Below are 23,233 nucleotides of genomic sequence, written 5' to 3'. Positions count from 1 at the left end.
CTATAGGGTCGTGTAGTTGACAGGCAGCCAATCGTAATTGGTGCTGTCGGTGCGCACATGGCCTATGCCGGGGAAGGCGATATGGGCGCCGGCCACCAGATATCTGCCTTCGACCGCCTGCCGGAATGCCAGATCGCGCGCAATGATGGCGGCCTTCTGGTCGACATCGAACTCGATGGCGACATCCGGCTCATCGAACTGGAGGATGTCGCCATGGGTGATATCGCCCCAGAAGACGATTTTTTCCCCTTCGCTTTCAACCACGATACCGCTATGGCCCGGCGTATGGCCGGCATAGAGGATTGAGCCAAGGCCGGGAACGGGTGTGGCATTATCCGCAAATGTCTGGAACTTCCCGGCGTCGATATAGGGCTGGACGCTTTCCTTAGCCTCGACATAACCCTTCTTCAGCGCTTCGGGTGCTGCTTTGGCCTTTGCCTCGTCAAGCCAGAAGGCGGCCTCGCGCTCGTTGACGTGTAGCGTCGCATTGGCAAATACACGTTTGCCCTCCGCTGACAGCCCACCGGAATGGTCAGTATGGATGTGGGTGAGAATAACGTCGTCTATATCGCCGGCCTTGTAGCCGGATGCCTCTATGTTGGCGACGAGCTTGCCGAGGGACGGGCCGAGATAGGCGCCCGTTCCGGCATCGATGAGCACCAGCCTGTCTTCTGTGTTGACGAGATAGGCATTGACGGAGGTGGGCGTCTGTTCTGGCAGGAAGGCATCCTGCAGGGCTTTACCCGCATGTTCCGGTGTTGTGTTGGTGTAGATTTTGGCAAGCGGCAGGGCGATGACGCCGTCCGACAGGGCCGTAACCTCCACCTTGCCGACCATCAGGCGATAAAAGCCGGGTGCCTGAGTGGCGGCGAGCGGTGCCCTGGCAAATGCGAGGGAGGGTGCAACGAAGGGGGCGGCGAAGATGGCGCTGGCGGCACCTTTGAGAAGCGAGCGACGTGATGGCATTTTGAGCTCCTGAGTTTTGGGGAAGCCTTGAAAGTTTCCTAACTCCAGCTAAGTGTAGTGAGGCCAGCAATCAAATCGATGTGACTTATGCAAACTATCGATCATTTCAATCTTCGTTCCTTCGACCTCAATCTTCTCATCGCTTTCGATGCGATGATGGAGGAGATGAGCGTCACGCGGGCTGCACGCCGGCTCAAAATCCAGCAGCCGGCCATGAGCCACAATATTTCGACATTGCGGACCCTGTTTCAGGATGAGCTTTTCATTCGAGTGGGGCAGGAGATGAAACCGACGGCACGGGCCATCAATCTGGCCGGTCCCGTGAGGCTGGCATTGCGGCAGGCGCAGGCAGCGGTTTTGACGGCGGATGTGTTCGATCCGGCGACGGAGCGCCGCACATTCCGGCTCGGAATGTCGAGCGAGGTGGAGCTGTTGCTGCTGCCGGATCTGACCGCGAGGCTGCGCGAGATTGCGCCCGGTATCCGCATCTTGGCGCGCAGCGGGCAGGAGCAGGAAATTACGGCGATGCTGGATACCGGCGTGATAGACATGGCTGTGGGGTGCGCCTATTCGAAAGAGCAGCGCCACCATTGCGAATCGCTCTATTCCTCCAGCGTTCTTTGCTGCTTCAACCCGGCTTTGCTCGATCTGCCCAATCCCGTCGGACTGGACGCCTATATGGCGGCCAAACATGCGGTCATATCGCAGACGGACAGCCTGCATGGCTGCATCAAGGATGCGCTGGAACTGACCGGCGTCGAGATCGACGTCGTCGCGGCTGCGCCGGATTTTCTCTCGGTTCTGGCAACGGCGCGATCCTCCGCGGTGCTGGCGACCGTGTCCTCACGCATCGCGCTGCGTTATGCGCCGATGCTCGGACTTGAGATAAGCCCGGTGCCGGTGACGTTGAAGTTCCCGCCCGTCGCCATGGTCTGGACATTGCAGACCGATGCGGATGCCGGAGCCGTGTGGCTTCGCCAGCAAATCCGCGACGCTATGGGCCGGACCGTTGATTGTGGCCTATCCGGGATCGCGGCCTAGAAGCGTTTCTCGAGCCATGTGATCGACTGGCCTGTGGAAAGCGGCGCAAGCGAGCCGATCTTCGTGAAACCGCAGCGTTCATAAAGCCGCAGGGCATCCGGGTTCATCGTGTCGATATAAGCGCCCATGCAGCCGCGTTTTTTGGCTTCCTCCTCCGCCATTGCCAGCAGCTTCGGGCCGGTGCCCTGGCCGCGCATCGCTTCCGGCACGAAAAGTAGCTGCACGTAAAGCCAGCCGCGAGCTGTATAGCCTACGAGGCCGCCGGTCACGGCGTTCTCGTCATCGCGGATGGTGATGGTGAGGTCGCGTTTGTCGCTTTGGCCGAAACGGGCGAGATTATAGGCCACCAGCGGATCGCGGATGGCCTTTTCAGCGTCTGCATCCGCGATATCGCTCAGAACGAAATTCATGATCATCTTTCCCGGGCCGCCAACGGCGGCCGTTTCTCGTTTTCCAATCCGAGACGTGAAAGCGCGTTACGCCCTCACCGGAAATTCTTACCGTCCCTCGCGCCACCACAGCGCGGAGAAGGCAAGCAGCAGGGCGGCCAGCCCGGCGAAACCGGCAAACAGCGGCAGGGTGTTGACACCTTTCAGCACCGTCTCGTCGGTCATGCGTATCAGCATGCGATCCTCATCGGCAACCCTGATATCGCCTCTGACAGGCAGGATATCGGGCAGCGCCACGCGGCCGGAATTATCGGCGACACGGTGGACGCTGCCACGGGTGGCGTCGGAAAGCGGCTTCAGCGTTTCGGTTGTCGAAATCATCGCCTTGAATTCCGGCGCATCCACCGCGCCGACATGGACGAGCGTGGTGAAATCGCCGTTCCTGATTTCGAAGAGGCCGGTTTCATCCATGCGGCGCTCGATCCTGTAAAGACCCGGCTCCGTGGTGGTGAAGGCCATGTTTTCGGTTTTGCCCGAGGGGAAACGCACGGTCGCCTGACCGGGATCGTCGCCGATGGTCTGGCGGGTGATCTGCAATGTGCGGCCGTTCGCCCGCGCCGTCAGCGCCTCTTCCTCAAGCTCCGGTTCCTTCATCAGCCAGTGGGCGATGCGGCGGTAAAGCGCCACATGCGGGCCACCGCCCTCGAATCCGCGTGCCCACAGCCAGCCCTGATCGGAAAGCAGCATGGCGACGCGGCCTTCGCCCTGACGGTTCAGCACCAGCAGAGGGTCCTGCCCGTCGCCGAGCATCACGGTCTGGCCCTGCGGCGGGTCGACGCTGATGGTGCGGAACCAGCGGCCCCATTGCGGCGGCTCGACGCCAGATCCATCCAGCCCGCGGGTGACGGGGTGTTTCTTGCCCGCTTCCGAAAGGCGCGGATAAAAGGCGGCCTGATGCACCTGACCCGTCGGCTGCGCCGGCAGAACGGAGGCGAGCGGCGTCATGGCTATCGAATCCTGACCGGCATGTTCCGGCCCGGCGGCGATCAACAGCGCGCCGCCCTTTTCGACATATTGAGCGATGTAATCGTAATAGAGGATCGGCAGTACGCCGCGATGCTGGTAGCGGTCGAAGATGATGAGGTCGAAATCCTCGATCTTTTCGACGAACAATTCACGGGTTGGGAAGGCTATCAGCGAGAGTTCGTTGATCGGCGTGCCATCCTGTTTTTCCGGCGGCCGCAGAATGGTGAAATGCACCAGATCGACCGAGGCGTCGGATTTCAGGAGGTTACGCCACGCCCGTTCGCCGGCATGGGGTTCACCGGAGACGAGCAGCACGCGGAGATTCTGGCGGATGCCTTCGATCAGGTGAACGGCGCGGTTATTGGCAGCGGTCACTTCGCCCGGAAGTTCGGCGACGGAAAATTCCATGACGTTGTTGCCGCCACGCGGAACCTTGAAATTGAACGGCGTCGGCTGGCCGGGTGTCGCCTGCAGCGTGGCGATTTCCTGCCCGTTCATCTTCACTGTCACTTCCGCCGAACCGCCACCGGCGGGGCGGCCGTCATCGAAGACACGCAGTGTCAGCTGCTGTTCCTCATTGACGATGCCGAAGCGCGGGGCGCGGACGATTTCGATACGGCGGTCGAATTCATCGGCCTTGCCGGTGATCAGGCCATGCACGGGCGCGCGGAAGCCCAGCGCCTGTTCGGCATTGGGCAACGCATTCGGGATATCGTGAATCTGGCCGTCGCTGAGGAAAATCGCGCCACCGACACGAGAGGGTGAAACATCCGAGACGGCGGAGGAAAGGGCCGAGAACAACTGCGTCGAGGGTGAATCGCTCTCGCCATTGTCGCGCACTTCCACGATGCGCGGCTCGATGCGCGGGAAGCGGGAGAGACGGTCTTTCAACGTCTCCAGCGCCGTATCGGTCATTTGCGGCCGGTCCTGCACGTCCTGGCTCTGCGAGCGGTCGATGATGACGGGGACGATGGTGGAGAGCGGTTCGCGTTCCTCCTGCGTGAGCAGAGGATTGGCAATGGCTGCGAGCAGGGCGGCAAGCGCCAGTCCACGCAGCCAGGCGCCGCGCACGCCGCGCCACAGGCCGATGAAGGAGAGGAGAAGGGCGGCGACGGCCAGAACGGCGATAACGATCCACGGCAGGAATGGGGAGAAGGTTAATGTCATGTCACTGCCCCAGCCGTTCGAGAAGTGCGGGGACGTGAACCTGATCGGCCTTGTAGTTGCCGGTCAGCATATACATCATGATGTTGACGCCAGAGCGGAAGGCATGCTCGCGCTGCATCTCGTCCGGCGGCACCGTTGGCAGAACCGGCGCGCCCTGCGGGTCAACGGCCCATGCGCCGGCGAAATCATTGCCTGTTATCATGATCGGCGTCACGCCATCGCCGGAGGAGGAGAGGCCGGATGTGGTCTTGGCCGCCCCCTGGCGCGATTCCACCCAGAGCGGCGAGCCGTTGTAACGGCCGGGAAAATTGGTGAGCAGGTAGAAGGACCGCGTCAGGACGTGGTCTTCCGGCACGGGCTCCAGCGGTGGTATATCGATATTGGCGAGGATCGCCTGCAGGCGTTCGCCGTTAGGGCTGGTCGCACCGGTATCGAGCGAAGAGAACTGGTCGCGCGTATCGAACAGCACGGTGCCGCCGGCGCGCATATAGGCGTCGATGCGCGAGATGGCGGCGCTCGACGGCATGGGGGCTGAGGCCGACACAGGCCAGTAGATGATCGGGTAAAAGGACAATTCGTCCTTGGAAATATCGAGGCCGACCGGCTGGCCGGGCTCCAGCGTCGTGCGCCAGGTCAGGAATTCGCTGAGGCCCTGCAGACCCTGCTCTGAAATGCGGTCGACATCGTCTTCGCCGGTGCGGACATAGGCGAGATGGGTCGTGTCCAGCCGCTCGAAAATCTGCTCGTCGCCGGGTTTCGGATCGTCGGCGCGCGCATCCGTTGGGGACATCGCGGCAAAGGCGCCAAGCGCCAACAGCACGGTGGCAGCGGTGGCGCTGCGGGCTTTCGGCAGGCGGGCGAAGGCGCCGTTCATGAAGAGCACGATGAGGCTGTCTGCGATCAGCATCAGGAAAGCGGCGATGAAGAGGGCCGGGCGCAGCGATTTCGCCGTTTCGCCGATCAGGGCTTCGCTGGTGGTGCTCACACCGGCGGCGGAGGTGTCGAGCGGGCGCAGCGTCGCGCCTGCCGGCAGGAGGTTGAGAGCCACGAAACCATCCTCTGTGCCATAGAGGCCGGGGGGATTGTCGAAACCGGTGCGGGGCGGCTGACCGGCGCGCATTTCCAGCGGGCGGGCAGAACCGATTTCGGCCGACAGGGCGCCTTCAGCCGTCAGCAGCCGGAAGGGCGGCAGGGCGGCGGCCGGAGCATTCGCGGCGGCGGAAGCGCCGCCCGCCTTCGACAATTGCACGATACGGCGCAGCATATCGACAAAATGGCCTGATATCGGCAGATCGGACCAGCTTGCCTCGGCGCTGACATGGAAGAGCACGATGCGGCCGGCCTCGACATTGCGGGTGGTGACGAGCGGTGTGCCGTCGGCAAGGCTTGCCCAGGTGCGCTCGGCAAGGTCGGGTGTCGGCTCGGCGAGAACCTGCCGTTTTACGAGTACGCCATCGGCTTTCGGCATGCCTGCGAAAGCGCCGAAATTCGGGAAATCGGCAAGCGGCTGCGGTTCGGCCCAGGAGAGCGCGCCGCCAAGCGCGCGTTCGCCCTGCCTGAGCGTCACCGGCACCAGCGGATCGTCTGCGGGGGCTGCGGCAAGGCGCGGTCCGGCAAAACGGATCAGCGTGCCGCCACCGGCGAGCCAACGCTGCATCGGCTCATAGGTTTCCTGCGGCAGACGGCCGATATCGGCCATGACGATGACCGACGGGTTGGATTGCAGGATTTCCGGGATCGCCTGCGCCAGATCGGCCTGCCGCTGCGGGATGAGATCGGCAAACGGCTGAAGCGCGCGGCTGATATAATAAAGCGGCTGCAGCAGCGGCTGGAAATCATTGCCGGTTTCACCGGCGAGCAGGGCCACGCGGCGGCGGCGGAAACCGTCATCCAGAAGATGCACCGCACCCGCCGTCGACACTCCGTCGAGGGAGAGGCGGGCGAAATCATTGCGCAGTTCGAAAGGTGCTTCCACCGTCGCCGTGGTTTCCGCTTCGCCGGGGGCGAAGCTGGCGGCGCCATTGGCGAGGATGCGGCCCTGGCTGTCCTGCGCATTGACGGTCAGCCGGGCGGCTTCCGTTGTGTCGAGCCGCGAAAGCGTGACGCTCATCGCATCGGCATTGTTGCTGGCGCCGGTAATGGCGGCAATGGATTTTCCGTCGCCCTTGACGATGCGGAATTCGGCAGGGGAGAGGCTGGCGAGCGTTCTCATCGCGTTTTCATCCTGCGCGGTGGCAACGCCGTCGGCAATATAGGCGAGCGTGCCGGGGGCCGCGCCGTTCAGCGCCTCGGTGATCGCTTCAGCCGTGCGCACGCGGTCGGGCACAAGCGGCTTCGGCTTGGCGGCGGCAAGCTTGTCCAGGGCCACTGCGGTCGTTGCCGGCACGGCGTCATGTTCGACATCGGCGGTGAAGCTGATGGAGACGGGGCGGTCGGCCCTTTCCGCATCGCCGATCAGGGCCTGCGCCGTTGCCACGCGTCGCTCCCAATCGGTTGCGGAAGCCCAGCTATTATCGACCACGAGCACCAGCGGGCCGGTGCCGGCAATGCTGTTGTTGCGCGGGTTCACCACGGGGTCAGCAAGCGCAAAAATGACGGCAGCGGCCAGCGCCATGCGCAGCAATGTCAGCCACCACGGGCTTTTGGAGGGCGTTTCCTCGCGCTTCAGCACCGTCGCCAGAATTTTCAGCGGCGGAAACACTTCCGCCTTGGGGCGCGGCGGGGTGAGCCGCAGCAGCCACCAGATGGCAGGCAGCGCCAGAAGGCCGAAGAGAATATAGGGGCTGGTGAAAACGAAGGGCAATGCGCTCATCGACGGCCACCGCCTTGCGCGGGCGCGCCGGACAAATACATGTGAACGGCGACGAGCGCCTCGGAGGCGAGATGATCGGTGCGGTGGAACACGAAGTTCCAGCCGAGACGGCGCAGGGACGAAGACAGCGCCTCGCGCCGGGCGAGATAGGCGCGGGTATAATCCTCGCGAATGGTTTCGGCGCGTCCGGAGACGAGCTTTTCGCCGGTTTCCGGATCGGTGAATTCGGTGCGGCCGGAATAGGGGAAGGTTTCCTCGGCCGGGTCGGCGATTTCCACCACATGGCCGCGTAAGCCCCGCCGCGCGAGCGGCGAAATCCGCTCCATCACATTTTTCGCATCATCGAGAAAATCGCCGATGAGGACGATATCGCTTGCACCGCGGATCATGCCCGTTTCCGGCATGCCTGTCGTGAGCGGCGCGTGCATGATGGCGGCGGCCAGACGTTCGGCGGCGTTTCTGGCCGAGACCGGCTCCATGATGCCCGGACAACCGATGCGCTCGCCAGAGCGCGCCAGGATTTCGGCCAGCGCCAGCATCAGCACCAATGCGCGGCTTTCCTTTGAGACCGAGCCAAGCGTGGACTTGAACATCATCGACGGCGACATGTCGGCCCAGAGCCAGATGGTGTGGGCGGCTTCCCATTCGCGGTCACGCACGTAGGTATGGTCGTCGCGGGCCGAGCGCCGCCAGTCGATGCGTGAGAGGCTCTCGCCTTCGGCATAGGGGCGGAACTGCCAGAAATTCTCGCCGATGCCGCGCTTGCGGCGGCCGTGCCAGCCGGCGGTAACGGTATTGGCGATGCGCTTTGCCTCGACCATGCAGTCCGGCACCAGGGCGGCACGCTGGCGCGCGCGCGCCAGAACTTCGCTACCGGGCGTCTTGTCTACGATCTGGCCGATGGATGCCACATGCACTCCTTTCGCGACGCTCTTCTGGTTTTACGCATGTCCTTGTCCCAAAACTGCTCACATTTTTGGAAGACATGCTCCGGGCCGTCTTTTTAGTTCTTCGCCTGCTCCACGAGGGCTGCGATGACATCGCGCACCGACATGCCTTCGGCGCGGGCCGCGAATGTCAGCGCCATGCGGTGTTCCAGCACGGGCTCCGCCAGCGCGTAGACATCGTCGAGCGAGGGCGCGAGCCTGCCTTCGTAAAGCGCACGGGCACGTGCCGTCAGCATCAGCGACTGGCCGGCGCGGGGACCCGGTCCCCAGACAACGTGTTTGTCGGTCAATTTGTTGCCATGGCCGGGGCGGGCGGAGCGCACGAGTGACAGAATGGCGTCCACAACCTTGTCGCTGACCGGCATCTGGCGGATGAGCGCCTGGATTTCCATCATGCGCTCCGCGTCGATCACCTTGCGTGCCTCACCGGATGCGATGCCGGTGGTGTCGAGCAGGATCTGGCGTTCGGCGGCAAGCTCGGGATAGTCGACATCCACCTGCAGCAGGAAGCGGTCGAGCTGGGCTTCGGGCAGCGGATAGGTGCCTTCCTGCTCCAGCGGGTTCTGGGTAGCAAGGACGTGGAAGGGTTTCGGCAGCTCATAATGCTGGCCGGCCATGGTGATGTGGTATTCCTGCATGGCCTGCAAGAGCGCGGACTGCGTGCGCGGGCTGGCGCGGTTGATTTCGTCGGCCATCAGCAATTGCGCGAAAACCGGACCCTTGATGAAGCGGAACGAGCGACGCCCGTTTTCATCCTGATCCATGACTTCGGAGCCAAGAATATCGGACGGCATGAGGTCCGGCGTGAACTGGATACGGTTGGCATCGAGGCCGAGAACCGTTCCAAGCGTGGTAACCAGCTTGGTCTTGGCAAGGCCGGGAACGCCGACGAGCAGCGCATGGCCGCCTGACAGGATGGCGAGAAGCGTGTTCTGCACCACTTTTTCCTGGCCGAAAATGACCTTGGACACCTCCGCGCGGATGGCTGCAATATCCGAAAGCGCCTTTTCGGCCGAGGCGACGATGGCTTTTTCGTCGAGGGTTTCGCCGGTATTCATCACGCCCATGTCGCTCTCCTCATACCTTCGCCGCTCTCTGATCCCCACCCGGGTGCTGCTGGTTATCAGCCCGGACGGATTTTGTGCTGCATATAGCTTATTGCTCTCTTAGCCGCTGACAAGCGCCATTCGAATGACTATGTCGTGACTTAGTATTTCCTTATCGGCAAAGCGAGACTCGAATATGGCAGCGGAGACGATAAATTCGGCAGGCGATGCGGCGGGGCTGGCGGCGATGATTTCCCGCGCTGCCGAACAGACCGGCGACGCCAAGCGCGGACCGGCTCCGGTGGATCGCTGGAATCCGCCCTTTTGCGGCGATCTAGACATGGAAATCCGCGCCGACGGCACCTGGTTTTACCTCGGTACGCCCATCGGTCGGGCACCGCTGGTGCGGCTGTTTTCGACGGTTCTGCGCAAGGACGAAGACGGCAGGACCTATCTCGTAACTCCTGTGGAAAAAGTCGGCATCCGGGTGGTCGATGCACCTTTCGTGGCCGTCGAGATGAAGGTAACCGCTGGCGAAAAGGATGGCGAGCCGCTGCTCACCTTCCGCACCAATGTCGGCGATGTTGTGGAGGCGGGGCCCGAGCACCCGCTGCGGTTCGAAATTTTCGGTGAGAACCGCGAATTGAAACCCTATCTTCTGGTGCGCGGCAGGCTGGAAGCGCTCGTTTCGCGGGCGGTGATGTATGATCTCGCAGCACTCGGCGAAGTGATCGAAGTGGACGGCGTCGATATGTTCGCCCTGCGCTCTGGCGGGATTGTCTTTCCCGTGATGCCCGCCAATGAACTGGAACGTCTTTCGCAATGACCATGACGACAACAGATTTCAAGGCTTTCACCGCTGCCGATTTCCGCCGCCGGGTACTGCAGGATGGCGAGGGCGTGGCAGAGCGGGAGAATGGCGACCATGTGCTCAATCCGGGCGTGGTTCTCTCGGGAAACGGCATAAGGCTGAAGGATGCCGCCGTATTGGTGCCTGTCATCGATGACGGTAACGAAGCGCGGGTGATCTTCACCCAGCGCACCGCAACCCTGCGCAAACATTCCGGCCAGATTTCCTTTCCGGGCGGCGGCATCGATGCCGAAGACCGCACACCGGAAGAGGCGGCGCTGCGCGAGACTGAAGAGGAGATCGGCCTCTCGCGATCTTTCGTCGAAACGGTCGGGCGTCTGCCGGATTATATTTCCGGGACGGGCTTTCGCATAAAGCCGGTGCTGTCGGTCGTTCGCCCCGGTTTCGATCTGACGCTCAATCCAACGGAAGTGGATGAGGTTTTCGAGGTGCCGCTGTCTTTCCTGATGGACCCGGCCAATCACGGGCGCGGCAGCCGCATCTTTCAGGGGAAGGAGCGGTTTTTCTACGAAATGCCCTATGGCGAGCGATACATTTGGGGCATTACGGCGGGCATCGTCAGGACGATTTACGAGAGGTTTTATTCATGAGCAGCCTTGCCGGGCGGGACTGGTTCGAAAAACCGGCGCTGAAGCGCATATTCGCGCTGTTGAACGCTGATGGCGGCGAGGTGCGGATCGTCGGCGGCGCCGTGCGCAACGCGCTGATGGAACAGCCGGTCGTCGATGTCGACATGGCGACGACGCTCACACCCGATGTGGTGGTGGAGCGGGCGAAGGCGGCGGGCATCAAGTCGGTGCCAACAGGCATCGAACACGGCACGGTGACGCTGGTGATCGATGGCGAAGGTTTCGAGGTGACGACGCTGCGCCGTGATGTCGAAACCAATGGCCGCCACGCGCAGGTCGCCTTCGGCACCGACTGGCAAACCGATGCGGAGCGGCGGGATCTCACCATCAACGCGCTTTACGCCGACGAGAAGGGCGAGATCATCGACCTTATCGATGGTTTGCCAGACATTGAAACCGGCACGGTGCGCTTCATCGGCGATGCGGCGATGCGGATTTCGGAAGATTATTTGCGAATCCTTCGGTTTTTCCGGTTTTTTGCCCATTATGGTTCAGGCCGCCCTGATGCAGACGGCTTGCGCGCCAGTGCACGGGCGAAGGACAAACTTGCGACGCTTTCGGCCGAGCGGGTCTGGAGCGAACTGAAAAAGCTGCTTGCCGCCCGCGACCCCTCCCGCGCGCTTCTATGGATGCGGCAATCGGGCGTTCTGACGGAAATTCTTCCCGAGACGGAAAAATGGGGCATCGATGCCATTCACGGGCTGGTGGCGACGGAACAGTCTCTCGGCTGGGCGGTGGACCCAATGTTGCGGCTTGCAGCCATCGTGCCGCCGGACAGGGACAGGCTCGCGGCCCTTGCCGTGCGGCTGCGGCTGTCCAAGGCCGAAGCTGCATATCTGGCGCAATGGGCTTCCGCCCCCGTGATCGATCCCGAAATGAAGGAGACGGCGCTCGACCGGCTGCTTTACCGGCAGGGCGTTGAAGGTGTGAAGACGCGGCTTAGACTGGCACTTGCTTCGGCCCGCGCCGACATTTCCGCTGGTGACGCGGCGATGCAGAAGGTGGCGCGGCTTTCGACGCTGCTGACGAGAGCGGAAAAATTCCACAAGCCCGGTTTTCCGCTGAGCGGCGCGGATGTAATGGCCGCCGGTGTCGAGGCGGGTCCCAAAGTGGGCGAGGTGCTGAAAAGCCTTGAAGAAAAGTGGATCGACGTCAATTTCTCACTTGACCGGGCAGCGCTGACCGCCCGGCTGAAGGATATGCTGGAGAATTGAGATCGCAGCGATGAAGGCATTGCGGCTCAGGCCGCATTTGCCTCGTCGCGGATGCGGGATTTGATGTTTTCGATCATGTTCTCGCGGATGACGGTTTCGCCGTGGGCCGATCGCATATGCTCCACCGTGCGCCGCACGACTTCCGCGTCGTCGTCCGCGCGGGTGTGCCAGGCGCAGCCGGGCACAAGCGTTCCACATTCAAACAGTCTCATGGTCTTGCCTCCCTGTTTTAGACAGAGGGACAGCGTGCAAATGCCTGCTGTCCCTCTGACAAGAAACGAACGTTCGCCGCTTATGTTCCAGAGCGGCGTCCGCCGACCCTATTACGGGCCCTATTCGGGCATAGCCCAGCACTGGAAAACAGAGGATGTGCCGGCTGCCGGGATTTTTGTACGAGGCATTTCGTCATTGTCGGCGCGCTTCACCGTTTTTCCGGCAAGCGTGCGTTTTACCTGTTCGACATAAAAGGAATGCGGCAGTTCGCGATCACCCGTGGCACGCATTTCCGCGGCCAGGCGGTCGATCAGATCAGGGGTATCGATGGAATGCGGAGCCTCCTCGGCGGAAGCAGATATAGGCATGCTGTTCGAAGTAATCATGACGATAGCTCCTCCAGTACGTCTGCGGGAGGAGACTACCATTGCCTTGATTTTTCCATAAGTCCTAATTTGCGCTATTTGCGACGAAATGGCTGACGAGCGTCAAATTTGCGTGAGGTTTTTTAAGGCCAGCGCACCACGGGCGGCAGGGAGGACAGGATCGATTCGACGTTGCCGCCGGTCTTGAGGCCGAAGATCGTGCCGCGATCGTAAAGCAGGTTGAATTCCACGTAACGGCCGCGGCGGATGAGCTGCTCGTCGCGATCCTCTTCCGTCCAGGGCTGGTTGAAATTGGCGCGGACGATTTTCGGGTAGACCAGATTGAAGGCGCGGCCGACATCCTGAACGAAGGCGAAATTGGCGTCCCAGCCGCCTTTCTCTTCCTCCGGATGCAGCCAGTCGAAAAAGATGCCGCCGGTGCCGCGCGGTTCGTTACGGTGCTTCAGGAAGAAATAATCGTCGCACCACGCCTTGTAGCGCGGATAATCGGCGACCGGATGGCGGTTGCAGGTGATCTGGAAGGCGCGGTGGAAAAGCTGGGTGTCCGGGTCCTGTTCGTCACGTCTGCGCCCCAGCACCGGCGTCAGATCCGCGCCGCCGCCGAACCAGTGGCTGGTGGTGACGACCATGCGGGTATTCATATGGACGGTCGGCACATTGGGATTGACTGGATGGGCAATCAGCGAAAGGCCCGAGGCCCAGAAACGCGGGTCTTCTTCCGCACCCGGTATCTGCTTGCGGAATTCCGGTGAAAATTCGCCATAGACGGTGGAAGTGTGCACGCCGACCTTTTCGAAGACACGGCCTTCCATCATCGACATCTTGCCGCCGCCGCCCTCGCCATTGTCGCGCAGCCAGTCCTTCTGCACGAATCGTCCGGGCTCCTGATCGGACAGAGGGCCGGTCAGATCGTTTTCGAGGGTTTCGAAGGAGGTGACGATGGTGTCGCGCAGATGCTGGAACCAGGCTTGGGCAACGGCCTTCTTGTCTTCGATGTCCTCGGGCAAGCCCTTCGGCAAGATTGGCCGTTCCATGCATAGTCTCCCTGGGTGAAGTCGATTCCCTGTCGCGTCTAGCAGGTGCCGGCTTCATGCACAAATTCGACTCGCCAAGTTCACATGCGGACACTATCTTTAGCGATGTAGGTGCCAGAGGTGAATATCATGACGAAATTTGCCGGACCGCCGCCCCTTGACGGGCTGAAGCGCAGGATCGCCAATCACCGCAAGGCGCGTGAAGGCTCAGGCGGCGACCAGACGCGCAATGGCATGTTCGTGCGGCAGACCTTCTGTCTTGGCCGTGAAGAGGCCCGCGCCAAGGCGCGCGAATGGTTCGACAGCTTCCCGAAAGCCGCCTACTGGACGGAAGTGGAAAGCTGGCGGCAGCTGGAAGGCGACCGCATCGAATTCACCATGCGGCGGCTTCCTTCCGCCGATTGAGTTTTAGAGCGTCTTCGCTGTTCTTCGAATGGCGAAAACGCTCCAACTCTTTGTTTGTCGTATTTCCGGACGGAAAACGGACCACTTTTCCTGGAAATGCTCTAGGCGCGCGGTTCTGCGTAACGCAGGCGGCTTTCGATCAGCACGCCGCTTTCATCCAGAATGGGGTGGGCGACTGAGACGATATGGGCGTTGATGCGCTTCAGATCCCTGAGCATGTCGAGATGCAGCGAACTGGTCTGCATGCTTTCCGTCAGGCCGTCGCGCAGCCGCTCCAGGTGGCGGTTGGAGGACTGTTTTTCGAGGCGGCGTATATCCACCTTGCTTTCCATCAGCCGGCGGGCAAGATCGAAATCGCCGGTCACCAGAATGCTCTGGGCGGCCCGCAGGTTTTCGATTGTCATGTCGAACAGCGTCTTCAGCTCCTCATAACCGTCGTCGGAAAATTTGAAGCTGTTCAGCACCTTCTTGCGGATCTGCTCGCAAATGCCTTTTTCGATGATGTCGCCGATGTGCTCGAGATTGATCGCGTAATCGATGATGGCGATCGAACGGCGCGCTTCTTCGTCGGCAAGCCCCTTTCGCCCCAGTTGCGAAAGATAGACCTTCACCTCCTGCTGGCGGCGATCGACCTTCTTTTCGAGCAGGGAAACTTCCTGAAGGGGCGCCAGATCATTGTGCTTGAAGGCGTTTTCGGCGCGGATCAGCATGCGTTCGATGCTGTCGCCGACGCTCAAGACCTCACGGGTGGCATTGGCAAGCGCTACGACCGGCATATCGAGCGCCTGCTGGTCGAGGAAATTCGGGCCGTCTTCGGTTTTCGGATCGCCCGGTACCAGCTTGGCCATCAGATCGGATATGAGGCCGGAGAAGGGCCAGGCCAGCGCCGCCAGAATGACGTTGAAGATGAGATGCGCATCAACAGGCAATTTGGCCGGCGAAAGCGGCAATTGCTGCAGCATCGCCGCGCCGTAGGAGGCGAGGGGCATGGCGATAAGGCAGCCGATGGTGCGCACGACAAGGTTGCCGATGGTGATGCGCCGCGCCGAGGCGGGGCCGGAGAGCGTGGCGATGACGGGCGGAATGGCGCCGCCGAGATTGGCGCCCAGAATGAGAACGATGATGAGGCCGGCGGACAGCGTGCCGGTTGCGGCCAGCGACAGGATAAGCACCACGACGGCGAGGCTGGAGGAAGACACGAAGGCCAGCACGGCGGAGAAGATCAACGCGACGGGCCACGCGCCATCAAGCAGGCCGATGAAGACGGCGAGAGCGGGCGAGGCGCGCATCGGTTCGGTCGCGCCGCTCAAGAGATGCAGCGACAGAAGCATCAGGCCGATGCCGATGACCGCGGTTCCACCGCCCTGTCTCGCATTGGAACTGCCTTTTTTGAGCACGATGCCCGACAGGATCAGAAGCGGCGACAGCCATTCCACACCGGCGGCGACAATCCAAGCCGTGACGGCAGTGCCGACATTGGCGCCAAGCAGCACGACCTGCGCCATGCGCGGCCTGATGAGATCGCGTTCGGCGAAGGAGGCGACGGTGAGTGCCGTCGCCGTCGAGCTTTGCAGCGCGACGGTGGCGAAGAAGCCGGAAAAGAAGGAACGCGGCCCGTTCTGGGTGCCGGTCGCCAGTACACTTCGCAGTTTCATGCCGAAGGCGCGGGTCACCCCGTCCTTGACCTGGGCAAGGCCGAAGAGCAGCAGCGCGACTGCGCCGAGAAGGTTGACAATGACAATGGTGGATTGCATGCGACGTCTCCTCACACCCGCCGGCAGATGGTTCCGGCGAGGGCGATTTTTGTTGTCCGGCTAATAAGTATAGGAGCCTGAACGCCTTCGGTACAGGCCGGGTTGCGACAGTTTTGAAGCAAAAACGGTCAATTTTTGTATTTGCACGAAAAAATGGCGTTAAAAAAGGCGCTCACGACCATATGGTCTGGCGCAGGGCCTCGCCGGTGATCATTGCCGCCGACATGGCGACGTTGATGGAACGCTGCCCTGTCATCATCGGGATGATGATTCGCTCCTGCGCTTTCTCATGCACATGGTCGGGCACACCCGCACTTTCACGACCGAAAAGCAGGATATCATCGCCGCGATAGGTGATCTGCGTATAGGGCAGGGCGGCCTTGGTGGAGGCGAGAACGAGGCGGCGGCCGGTGGTTGCGCGCCATTCCTCGAAACGGTCCCAGCTGACGTGGCGCGTCAGCGCCGCCGCCGCAATGTAGTCCATGCCCGCCCGTTTCAGGTTGCGGTCGGAAATATCGAAGCCGGCCGGTTCGATGATATCGACGCCGAGACCGAGACAGGCCGCCAGCCGCAGGATGGTGCCGGTATTGCCGGGAATATCGGGCTGATAAAGGGCGATCCTGATGTTGGGCCTGGTCTCTTGCATGGTTTTCTCGTCACAATTGGAATGTCGGACCGATTATCACGGGCAGGCGGTGCGCGACAGATGCAGCATGAAAACGCCGGTTCGACGCGCTTGGCACAACGGATATTCATTCGCGTGACACACAGGCAGGCTACCCATTAACCAATGTGTCATCAGGCTGATCGGAACGTTCGCTTGGGCCGTGATGGCGTTATCGAGCCGGATTTCTGCGCGCCGCAAAAACAGGAAGATATCATGTCCGAACGGGTGAATTTCGTCCATCTGACCGATCTGCATATTGGCAATCCGCAGGTGCAGGATGATGATCTTTATTCCGATACGTCGGCCACGCTGTCTGCGACACTTGCGCAAATCAAGGCGCTTGTGCCGCCGCCCGAATTCATCGTCGTCAGCGGCGACCTGACCAATCGGGGCGATGCCGGCAGCTATGAGGAGCTGAAGCGGTTGATGGCCGAGGCGGAACTGGATGTCCCGGTGCTTTTTGCGCTCGGCAATCATGACCGCCGCGACGGATTTTATCCCGTGATGCTCGGCCGTCATGAGGATCTGGATGAACCTTACGACCATGCGGAGGTTGTCGCCGGCATTCATATCATCGTCATGGATACCAGCGTTCCCGGTAAAGTCGGCGGGGCTTTCGAACCCGGGCAGATCGAGTGGCTTGAGGAGGAACTCGAAAACCATCCCGACCTGCCGAAGCTTCTGGTGATGCACCATGCGCCGGCGCTCGATTTTGATCGTGCCGACGCAGAGTGGGAATCTCTTTCCTTCGTCGACACCGAGGCTCTGGACGAGGTGCTGTTCGAATACGATGTCATGGGCATCCTGGCGGGTCACATCCACTATGACCGCATGGCTCACTGGCAGGGCATCCCCGTCGTCGTCGGCATCGGCCAGCATTTCGCCACCGATCCGCTGTGGCTGCATGAGGGTGTGCGCATGTTGTCCGGCGCGTCTTTCGTCATCGGCACGCTGCGGGATACGGGGCTGAGCGTCACTTTCGCACCGCAGCCCAGCGATCGGCGGGAACTGAAGCGCCACACGCAGGATGCCATGGCCGAACTGATCGCCGAATATGAAGACGGGCAGGCGCAGGACGCTGCCGAGTAGGTCCAACCACCCGCATATTTGGGCCGGCGGGGACCTTGCATGGCAATCTCCGCCCGTCGAGCTTCGTCGGTCGCATTCTGGCGTTTTTCTGGCGCATCTGGTATCTTTCCGGCTGGTCAACGATTAATTTTTACGCTACAAGGCCACATCTTCAACACCAGCTAGGGAGGTTCTCATGCAAAATGACATTCGTATTCACCTCCCGGCCCCAGTAGTGCTGCTGCTGGCCTAGGTGTTACTCCGCGGTTCGACCGCGTTTCCCATACTTCGATTCGTCATGTGGCTGTCACGGCCATATCCAAAGACTTTTCCGTTCCGTCGTGAGCCATATTTGTGTTTGCTCACCTTTCACGATGGGGCGATTGATTGCCGGAGCTTGGCCTATGTTTGGCTGGTTTGAAAAACGCCTTGATCCTTTTCCCTCTTCGACGCCGTCCGTGCCGCCGAAGACGCTTTTGCCGTTCCTGTGGCACTATGTGAAGCCTGCATGGCCATGGCTGCTGCTGCTCGGCCTGATGTCCATGGGTATCGCGGTTGCGGAAGCCATGCTCTACAAATTCCTCGGCAGCATCGTCGACTGGCTTTCCACCGCCAATCGCGAGACGTTTTTTGCCGATGAGGGCTGGCATCTGATCGTCATGGCCGGACTGGTGCTGATCGTGTTGCCATTGATGGGTGCGGTCCATACCATGACCATGCACCAGACGCTTGCCGGCAATTTCGGCATGATCGCACGCTGGAAGATGCATCGCTTCCTGCTGCGCCACTCCATGAACTTTTTCGCCAACGAGTTTGCGGGCCGGGTTTCGACCAAGGTGATGCAGACGGCGCTGGCGATCCGCGAAGTGGCGCTGAAGGTGATCGACGTCTTCGTCTACGCCATCAGCTTCGTCGTCTCGATGCTGTTCATGGTTGCGGCGGCCGACTGGCGGCTGGTCATTCCGCTCCTGGCGTGGCTCGGCATCTATATGTGCATTCTCGCCTATTTCGTACCGAAACTCGGCCGGCTGGCGCAGGAGCAGGCCGATGCGCGCTCGATGATGACGGGGCGTATCGTCGACAGCTACACCAACATCTCGACGATCAAGCTGTTTTCGCATGCGGGGCGTGAGGAAAGATATGCGCGTGAGGGCATGAACGTGTTTCTCGGAACCGTTCACCGCCAGATGCGCAAGATTTCCGGCTTCAACATCCTGATCGACCTCAACAATGCCGTGGTTCTGTTTTCCACGGCAGCACTTGGTCTCTATTTCTGGATGCAGGGTTCGGTCACGGCCGGCTCGGTTGCCATCGCCATCAGCCTTGCCATGCGCGTCAACGGCATGTCGCAGTGGATCATGTGGGAAGTCACCTCGCTGTTTGAAAACATCGGCACGGTCTATGACGGCATGTCGATGATGACGAAGCCGCACGATATCGTCGATGTCGCGAAAGCTCCGGAGCTTGCGGCATCCCAGGGCGCCATCCGCTATGACAACGTCCGCTTCCACTACGGCAAGAACAAGGGTGTGATCGACGGGCTGACGCTCGACATCAAGCCGGGCGAGAAGGTTGGCCTCGTCGGGCGTTCGGGTGCGGGCAAAACGACGCTGATGAACCTGCTTCTGCGCTTCTACGATCTGGAGGCGGGCAGGATCACCATCGACGGGCAGGACATCTCCAAGGTGTCGCAGGACAGCCTGCGTGAGCTGATCGGCGTGGTGACGCAGGATACTTCGCTGCTGCACCGTTCGATCCGCGACAACATCGCCTATGGTCATCCCGAGGCTACGGACGAGCAGGTGATCGCGGCGGCGAAGCGGGCGAATGCCTGGGACTTCATCGAAACGCTTGTCGACATGCATGGTCGGCAGGGCCTCGATGCACAGGTGGGCGAACGCGGCGTGAAGCTTTCCGGCGGTCAGCGTCAGCGCATCGCGATTGCGCGTGTGTTCCTCAAGAATGCGCCGATTCTGGTGCTGGACGAGGCGACCTCGGCGCTTGACAGTGAAGTCGAGGCGGCGATCCAGGAGAACCTGTTCTCGCTGATGGAAGGCAAGACGGTGATTGCGATCGCCCACCGCCTGTCGACGCTGACCGAAATGGACCGGCTCATCATCCTCGACAAGGGCCAGATCGTGGAATCGGGCAGCCATGCGGAACTGGCGGCGATGGGCGGCATCTATGCCGATCTCTGGCGTCGCCAGTCCGGCGGCTTCATCGCCGACCATGAGGCGGAAGTGGCCGCGGAGTAAGGAAAGCGTGAGGGCGGGAGTGATCCCGCCCTCACGGCAAACTCAACGTCATCCTCGGGCTCGACCCGAGGACCCATGTCTTTGACTGCGGGTGGATCCTCGCCTCAAGGGCGAGGATGACGGCGGAGCGAGCTGGGACGCGCCGGAGCGAGCTGGGCTGACGCCGGAGAGAGGGCGCATGTTTGTTTGCGATCCAGAGCCCGGTGGAACGTTTCTCGCCCTTTTTCATTTCCCGAATGTTACCGAAATATAATCTCTTCCCCAAGGCTCAGCGGCTGTTCCCCCAACGGGAATCCGCCTATATCCGGATCATGGTCATTACGCGCATCTTCGAGTTCTTCGAGAACTGGATCAAGCCCTTCGCCCGAAAGGACGATCTGCGGCCGCCCGAAAACACATTCGCCTTCATCTGGTTCTATATTTCTCAGGCCAAGGCGCCGTTTTTCGCGATGCTGGTGCTGGGCGGGCTGACGGCGGCCATTGAGGCGGCGCTGTTCTGGTTCGTCGGGCGGCTGGTGGATATTCTCTCGACCGTGAAACCGGATGAAGGCTGGGCCGGCCTGCTTGCCGCCCATGGCGGCGAGCTGGTCGGCATGCTGGTATTGATCGGCGTCGTGCGCTTCATCGTCACGATGATCACGGCACTGGTGGATCAGCAGATCATCACGCCCGGCTTTTACAATCTGGTGCGCTGGCAATCCTACATGCATGTGGCGCGGCAATCGCTGACCTTTTTCCAGAATGATTTTTCCGGCCGCATCGTCACCAAGGTCTGGTCGGGCGGGCAGGCGGCAGGCGATCTCGTCACCTCGCTGATGGAAAGCGTCTGGTTCGTCGGCATCTACTCCGTCTCGATGCTGTTTCTGATCGGCGGTCTGGACTGGCGACTGGCGGTCGTCGTGCTTGTCTGGGTGCTGATCTTTTCGGCGCTGGCGCGTTATTTCGTGCCGCGCATCCGCTACCATTCGAAAGAGACGGCCGAAGCCGCCTCCATGCTCTCCGGCCGCATGGTGGACGCCTACAGCAATATCCAGACGCTCAGGCTGTTCGGCCGCGACGATGCCAACGACCGCTACATGCGGCAGGGCTTCGATATCTTCCAGAACGCGACGATGACGTTCACGCGCTTCATCACCGGCGTGCGCGCCTCCATGGCGCTGCTATCGGGCGTAATGATCACGTCGATGGCGGCGCTGTGCATCGATCTTTGGCTGTCGGGCAAGATCAGTTCCGGCGCGGTCGCCTTCACGCTGGCGCTGGTCCTGCGCCTCAATTTTCTGCTCGGACGGTTGATGACGCAGTTTAACGGCATCATGCGCAATTTCGGCACGGTGCAGAATGCGGCGGAGCTGATTTCGCAGCCGATCGGCCTCGTCGATGCGCCGGATGCGACGGCGCTTGTCGTGAAGAGGCCGAGCATCCGCTTTGAAAACGTCAGCTTCCATTACGGGCGGGCGAACGGCGTCATCGATCATCTCAACCTCGATATCAAGGCCGGAGAGAAGGTCGGCATCGTCGGGCGCTCCGGCGCGGGCAAATCCACGCTCGTCAATCTGCTCCTGCGTTTTTACGATGTCGAAAAAGGCCGTATCCTGATCGACGGGCAGGATATTGCCAGGGTGACCCAGGAATCGCTGCGCGCTCATATCGGCATGGTCACGCAGGATACGTCGCTGCTGCATCGTTCTATCCGCGACAACATCATGTTCGGCCGCACGGATGCCACCGAAGCGCAATTGCTGGAGGCGACGCGCCGGGCCAAGGCGGATGATTTCATCACAAGGCTGGTGGACCAGCGCGGCCGCTTAGGCTTCGACGCGCATGTCGGCGAACGCGGTGTGAAACTGTCCGGGGGCCAGCGGCAGCGCATTGCCATCGCCCGCGTGATGCTGAAGGACGCCCCGATCCTCGTGCTCGACGAGGCGACTTCTGCGCTCGATTCGGAGGTAGAAGCCGCGATCCAGAGCAATCTGGATGAATTGATGCAGGGCAAGACGGTGCTGGCCATCGCCCACCGGCTCTCGACCATCGCTGCTCTCGACCGGCTGATCGTCATGGATCAGGGCCGCATCGTCGAACAGGGCAACCATTCCGATCTGGTCTCGAAGGGCGGTCTATATTCGGAGCTGTGGGCACGACAGTCGGGCGGTTTTCTTGCCGCCGATGAGGCCGCCCAATAGGACCGGTGATTATTTTCCGATCATGAAATCGGCCAGCAGCCCATAGTGATTGGAGCCGAGGCGGTTGGGCAGGCGGGTGGTTTTCATCAGCGTCGCCGGTTCGCGGGCGAAGATGTGGTCGATGGCGATGCCGAAGTGGCCTGCTCTGGTCGGCCATGTGGCAGGTTCCCAGGGGGCTTTCTTCAGATCGTTGGCGGCGAGGAAATCGCGCATGTCGGGAGCGATGCTTGCCGAATTGAAGTCTCCGGCCAGAATGAGCGGCCCGGTGACGCGAAACAGAATCTCGCTGATTTCGTCCAGCTCGTCGCGGTGATAATCGTCGAAATAGGGTTTGGTGATATGTCCGGCGGCGAGCGTCAGTTCCGTGCCGTCGAAATCGATGCTGGCGATGGCGAAGCGGTCGCGGCGCAGATCGCTGAGGCTGTGGAAACGGCCTTCCAGCAAAGGCCGCTTTGACAGGATCAGCAGATCGCAGGTCGGCGTGCCGGAAAAGCAGCCGAGCCTGTATGGGTAGGTTTGCTGCAGGCGCGGCAGAACCGATTGCAGCGCCGTCGCCTCGAACAGATAGACTGCATCCGCGCCCGATTCGAGAACCGTATCGGCAATCGCATCCGCATTGGCGGCATTGTCCATCAGCACGTTGAAGGACAATAGCCGGAAAGGCCTGGCCCCGGGTGCAGCGGTGGCGGAGGTGGAAAATTCCATGAGCATGGCGACGGCATGGATGGCGAGCGCAAGCGACCAGACGACCAGAACAGCGGAAATCGCGTCGCGCGTGAGCCAGAATATCAGGCATGACAGCAGGATACAGGCAATGGCGATGTGAAGCTGAAAACTTGTGACGAAGGCCAAAAGCCAGAAATCGGTCACATAACGCAGGCTGGCAATGAAAAGAACGGCAGCCACCACGGTGGAGACCATGCAAGCGAGCTTCGCCGTCATCCGAATCCCTGCTTTCCAAGCTCTCCCTGCGCGTCTCCTAACATGGTGCAAGGGTGCGCACAATGTTGCCCGCCTGCCAAGGCCCGCGAAAAATGAGAAACAAATCCGGCTCTCCAGACAGAATTACGGCAGCTTTGTGTGCTTTGCTCTTGCCAAGTCAGTCAATATTTTGCGATCAAACAGAATGACGCGGTTTCTTTATGCCGCAGTTGTGTCCAGGA

21 protein-coding genes are annotated in these 23,233 nt (G+C 61.2%); 8 read left to right on the top strand and 13 right to left on the bottom strand.

Annotated elements, in window-relative coordinates; all coding sequences use genetic code 11:
• Positions 1–966, bottom strand: coding sequence for an MBL fold metallo-hydrolase (locus tag JZY08_RS10270; protein WP_216330076.1), 966 nt, complete (start codon positions 964–966; stop codon positions 1–3).
• An 87-nt stretch (positions 967–1,053) separates the two neighbouring features.
• Here JZY08_RS10270 and JZY08_RS10265 point away from each other — a divergent pair, with 87 nt between their 5' ends.
• Positions 1,054–2,007 (top strand): LysR substrate-binding domain-containing protein, encoded by a 954-nt coding sequence (locus JZY08_RS10265; RefSeq protein WP_216330075.1) that lies wholly within the window; start codon positions 1,054–1,056, stop codon positions 2,005–2,007.
• Here JZY08_RS10265 and JZY08_RS10260 read toward each other — a convergent pair.
• The 5 genes from JZY08_RS10260 to JZY08_RS10240 all read right to left on the bottom strand — a co-directional run bounded on the left by JZY08_RS10260 (position 2,004) and on the right by JZY08_RS10240 (position 9,415).
• A complete protein-coding gene (locus JZY08_RS10260; protein ID WP_082184486.1) occupies positions 2,004–2,417 on the bottom strand; it encodes a GNAT family N-acetyltransferase in 414 nt (137 codons plus the stop codon). The two genes, JZY08_RS10265 and JZY08_RS10260, sit on opposite strands and share 4 nt — an antisense overlap.
• An 87-nt stretch (positions 2,418–2,504) precedes the next feature.
• Positions 2,505–4,589 carry a hypothetical protein gene (locus tag JZY08_RS10255; protein WP_216330074.1) on the bottom strand — a complete coding sequence of 695 codons (2,085 nt, stop codon included), beginning with the start codon at positions 4,587–4,589 and terminating at the stop codon, positions 2,505–2,507.
• A gap of 1 nt (position 4,590) precedes the next feature.
• On the bottom strand, positions 4,591–7,401 hold the full coding sequence (locus JZY08_RS10250; RefSeq protein ID WP_216330073.1) for a DUF4159 domain-containing protein: 2,811 nt from the start codon (positions 7,399–7,401) through the stop codon (positions 4,591–4,593).
• Complete coding sequence (locus tag JZY08_RS10245; RefSeq protein ID WP_035242117.1) at positions 7,398–8,312, bottom strand: DUF58 domain-containing protein; 915 nt, start codon at positions 8,310–8,312, stop codon at positions 7,398–7,400. Before JZY08_RS10245 ends, JZY08_RS10250 begins: the two co-directional genes overlap by 4 nt.
• 92 nt (positions 8,313–8,404) lie before the next feature.
• Positions 8,405–9,415 carry a MoxR family ATPase gene (locus JZY08_RS10240; protein WP_082182728.1) on the bottom strand — a complete coding sequence of 337 codons (1,011 nt, stop codon included), beginning with the start codon at positions 9,413–9,415 and terminating at the stop codon, positions 8,405–8,407.
• Positions 9,416–9,590: 175 nt separating this feature from the next.
• Between JZY08_RS10240 and JZY08_RS10235 the strand changes: the two genes are divergently transcribed.
• The 3 genes from JZY08_RS10235 to JZY08_RS10225 are packed head-to-tail and all read left to right on the top strand — an operon-like array spanning position 9,591 to position 12,108.
• Positions 9,591–10,220, top strand: coding sequence for a DUF1285 domain-containing protein (locus JZY08_RS10235; protein ID WP_216330072.1), 630 nt, complete (start codon positions 9,591–9,593; stop codon positions 10,218–10,220).
• On the top strand, positions 10,217–10,855 hold the full coding sequence (locus JZY08_RS10230) for a CoA pyrophosphatase (protein WP_216330071.1): 639 nt from the start codon (positions 10,217–10,219) through the stop codon (positions 10,853–10,855). Before JZY08_RS10235 ends, JZY08_RS10230 begins: the two co-directional genes overlap by 4 nt.
• Positions 10,852–12,108, top strand: a complete 1,257-nt coding sequence (locus tag JZY08_RS10225; RefSeq protein ID WP_216330070.1) for a CCA tRNA nucleotidyltransferase — start codon at positions 10,852–10,854, stop codon at positions 12,106–12,108. Before JZY08_RS10230 ends, JZY08_RS10225 begins: the two co-directional genes overlap by 4 nt.
• 26 nt (positions 12,109–12,134) lie before the next feature.
• Here JZY08_RS10225 and JZY08_RS10220 read toward each other — a convergent pair whose 3' ends face one another.
• The 3 genes from JZY08_RS10220 to hemF all read right to left on the bottom strand — a co-directional run bounded on the left by JZY08_RS10220 (position 12,135) and on the right by hemF (position 13,741).
• Positions 12,135–12,320, bottom strand: a complete 186-nt coding sequence (locus tag JZY08_RS10220; protein WP_003523091.1) for a DUF1059 domain-containing protein — start codon at positions 12,318–12,320, stop codon at positions 12,135–12,137.
• 120 nt (positions 12,321–12,440) lie between these two features.
• On the bottom strand, positions 12,441–12,707 hold the full coding sequence (locus tag JZY08_RS10215) for a hypothetical protein (RefSeq protein WP_082182725.1): 267 nt from the start codon (positions 12,705–12,707) through the stop codon (positions 12,441–12,443).
• A gap of 122 nt (positions 12,708–12,829) precedes the next feature.
• The gene (gene hemF, locus JZY08_RS10210) at positions 12,830–13,741 is read right to left on the bottom strand and encodes an oxygen-dependent coproporphyrinogen oxidase (RefSeq protein ID WP_216330069.1); all 912 of its coding nucleotides are present in this window, start codon (positions 13,739–13,741) and stop codon (positions 12,830–12,832) included.
• 129 nt (positions 13,742–13,870) lie between these two features.
• Between hemF and JZY08_RS10205 the strand changes: the two genes are divergently transcribed.
• The gene (locus tag JZY08_RS10205) at positions 13,871–14,146 is read left to right on the top strand and encodes a hypothetical protein (RefSeq protein WP_035242123.1); all 276 of its coding nucleotides are present in this window, start codon (positions 13,871–13,873) and stop codon (positions 14,144–14,146) included.
• A gap of 101 nt (positions 14,147–14,247) precedes the next feature.
• Here JZY08_RS10205 and JZY08_RS10200 read toward each other — a convergent pair whose 3' ends face one another.
• From JZY08_RS10200 to JZY08_RS10190, 3 genes are all read right to left on the bottom strand, one after another.
• Positions 14,248–15,900 (bottom strand): Na/Pi cotransporter family protein, encoded by a 1,653-nt coding sequence (locus tag JZY08_RS10200; protein WP_216330068.1) that lies wholly within the window; start codon positions 15,898–15,900, stop codon positions 14,248–14,250.
• Positions 15,901–16,072: 172 nt separating this feature from the next.
• Complete coding sequence (locus JZY08_RS10195) at positions 16,073–16,546, bottom strand: tRNA (cytidine(34)-2'-O)-methyltransferase (protein ID WP_216330067.1); 474 nt, start codon at positions 16,544–16,546, stop codon at positions 16,073–16,075.
• 36 nt (positions 16,547–16,582) lie between these two features.
• A complete protein-coding gene (locus JZY08_RS10190; RefSeq protein ID WP_139009065.1) occupies positions 16,583–16,807 on the bottom strand; it encodes a hypothetical protein in 225 nt (74 codons plus the stop codon).
• Between JZY08_RS10190 and JZY08_RS10185 the strand changes: the two genes are divergently transcribed.
• The 3 genes from JZY08_RS10185 (at position 16,781) to JZY08_RS10175 (ending at position 22,070) form a co-directional block, all read left to right on the top strand.
• Positions 16,781–17,656, top strand: coding sequence for a phosphodiesterase (locus JZY08_RS10185; protein WP_035242753.1), 876 nt, complete (start codon positions 16,781–16,783; stop codon positions 17,654–17,656). The two genes, JZY08_RS10190 and JZY08_RS10185, sit on opposite strands and share 27 nt — an antisense overlap.
• A gap of 383 nt (positions 17,657–18,039) precedes the next feature.
• Positions 18,040–19,890, top strand: a complete 1,851-nt coding sequence (locus tag JZY08_RS10180; RefSeq protein WP_216330066.1) for an ABC transporter ATP-binding protein — start codon at positions 18,040–18,042, stop codon at positions 19,888–19,890.
• Between the two features lie 311 nt (positions 19,891–20,201).
• Complete coding sequence (locus JZY08_RS10175) at positions 20,202–22,070, top strand: ABC transporter ATP-binding protein (protein WP_216331544.1); 1,869 nt, start codon at positions 20,202–20,204, stop codon at positions 22,068–22,070.
• A 9-nt stretch (positions 22,071–22,079) separates the two neighbouring features.
• Here JZY08_RS10175 and JZY08_RS10170 read toward each other — a convergent pair whose 3' ends face one another.
• Positions 22,080–23,012 (bottom strand): endonuclease/exonuclease/phosphatase family protein, encoded by a 933-nt coding sequence (locus JZY08_RS10170; protein ID WP_216330065.1) that lies wholly within the window; start codon positions 23,010–23,012, stop codon positions 22,080–22,082.
• Positions 23,013–23,233 lie beyond the last annotated feature (221 nt).

Source organism: Rhizobium sp. X9 (assembly GCF_018873185.1).
GTDB lineage: Bacteria > Pseudomonadota > Alphaproteobacteria > Rhizobiales > Rhizobiaceae > Agrobacterium > Agrobacterium oryzihabitans.
Note: the sequence above shows the minus strand (reverse complement) of the source record. Positions and strands in the feature narration are given on the sequence as shown.

Excerpts from the sequence above, each read along its gene's own strand:
- JZY08_RS10200 (WP_216330068.1), bottom strand. The coding sequence starts at position 15,900 with ATGCAATCCACCATTGTCATTGTCAACCTTCTCGGCGCAGTCGCGCTG.
- JZY08_RS10270 (WP_216330076.1), bottom strand. The coding sequence starts at position 966 with ATGCCATCACGTCGCTCGCTTCTCAAAGGTGCCGCCAGCGCCATCTTC.
- JZY08_RS10175 (WP_216331544.1), top strand. The coding sequence starts at position 20,202 with ATGGTCATTACGCGCATCTTCGAGTTCTTCGAGAACTGGATCAAGCCC.
- JZY08_RS10190 (WP_139009065.1), bottom strand. The coding sequence starts at position 16,807 with ATGGACGAAATTCACCCGTTCGGACATGATATCTTCCTGTTTTTGCGG.
- JZY08_RS10240 (WP_082182728.1), bottom strand. The coding sequence starts at position 9,415 with ATGGGCGTGATGAATACCGGCGAAACCCTCGACGAAAAAGCCATCGTC.
- JZY08_RS10215 (WP_082182725.1), bottom strand. The coding sequence starts at position 12,707 with ATGATTACTTCGAACAGCATGCCTATATCTGCTTCCGCCGAGGAGGCT.
- JZY08_RS10225 (WP_216330070.1), top strand. The coding sequence starts at position 10,852 with ATGAGCAGCCTTGCCGGGCGGGACTGGTTCGAAAAACCGGCGCTGAAG.
- JZY08_RS10170 (WP_216330065.1), bottom strand. The coding sequence starts at position 23,012 with ATGACGGCGAAGCTCGCTTGCATGGTCTCCACCGTGGTGGCTGCCGTT.
- JZY08_RS10220 (WP_003523091.1), bottom strand. The coding sequence starts at position 12,320 with ATGAGACTGTTTGAATGTGGAACGCTTGTGCCCGGCTGCGCCTGGCAC.
- JZY08_RS10255 (WP_216330074.1), bottom strand. The coding sequence starts at position 4,589 with ATGACATTAACCTTCTCCCCATTCCTGCCGTGGATCGTTATCGCCGTT.
- JZY08_RS10185 (WP_035242753.1), top strand. The coding sequence starts at position 16,781 with ATGTCCGAACGGGTGAATTTCGTCCATCTGACCGATCTGCATATTGGC.
- JZY08_RS10250 (WP_216330073.1), bottom strand. The coding sequence starts at position 7,401 with ATGAGCGCATTGCCCTTCGTTTTCACCAGCCCCTATATTCTCTTCGGC.
- JZY08_RS10205 (WP_035242123.1), top strand. The coding sequence starts at position 13,871 with ATGACGAAATTTGCCGGACCGCCGCCCCTTGACGGGCTGAAGCGCAGG.
- JZY08_RS10180 (WP_216330066.1), top strand. The coding sequence starts at position 18,040 with ATGTTTGGCTGGTTTGAAAAACGCCTTGATCCTTTTCCCTCTTCGACG.
- JZY08_RS10230 (WP_216330071.1), top strand. The coding sequence starts at position 10,217 with ATGACCATGACGACAACAGATTTCAAGGCTTTCACCGCTGCCGATTTC.
- JZY08_RS10265 (WP_216330075.1), top strand. The coding sequence starts at position 1,054 with ATGCAAACTATCGATCATTTCAATCTTCGTTCCTTCGACCTCAATCTT.
- JZY08_RS10260 (WP_082184486.1), bottom strand. The coding sequence starts at position 2,417 with ATGAATTTCGTTCTGAGCGATATCGCGGATGCAGACGCTGAAAAGGCC.
- JZY08_RS10235 (WP_216330072.1), top strand. The coding sequence starts at position 9,591 with ATGGCAGCGGAGACGATAAATTCGGCAGGCGATGCGGCGGGGCTGGCG.
- hemF (WP_216330069.1), bottom strand. The coding sequence starts at position 13,741 with ATGGAACGGCCAATCTTGCCGAAGGGCTTGCCCGAGGACATCGAAGAC.
- JZY08_RS10195 (WP_216330067.1), bottom strand. The coding sequence starts at position 16,546 with ATGCAAGAGACCAGGCCCAACATCAGGATCGCCCTTTATCAGCCCGAT.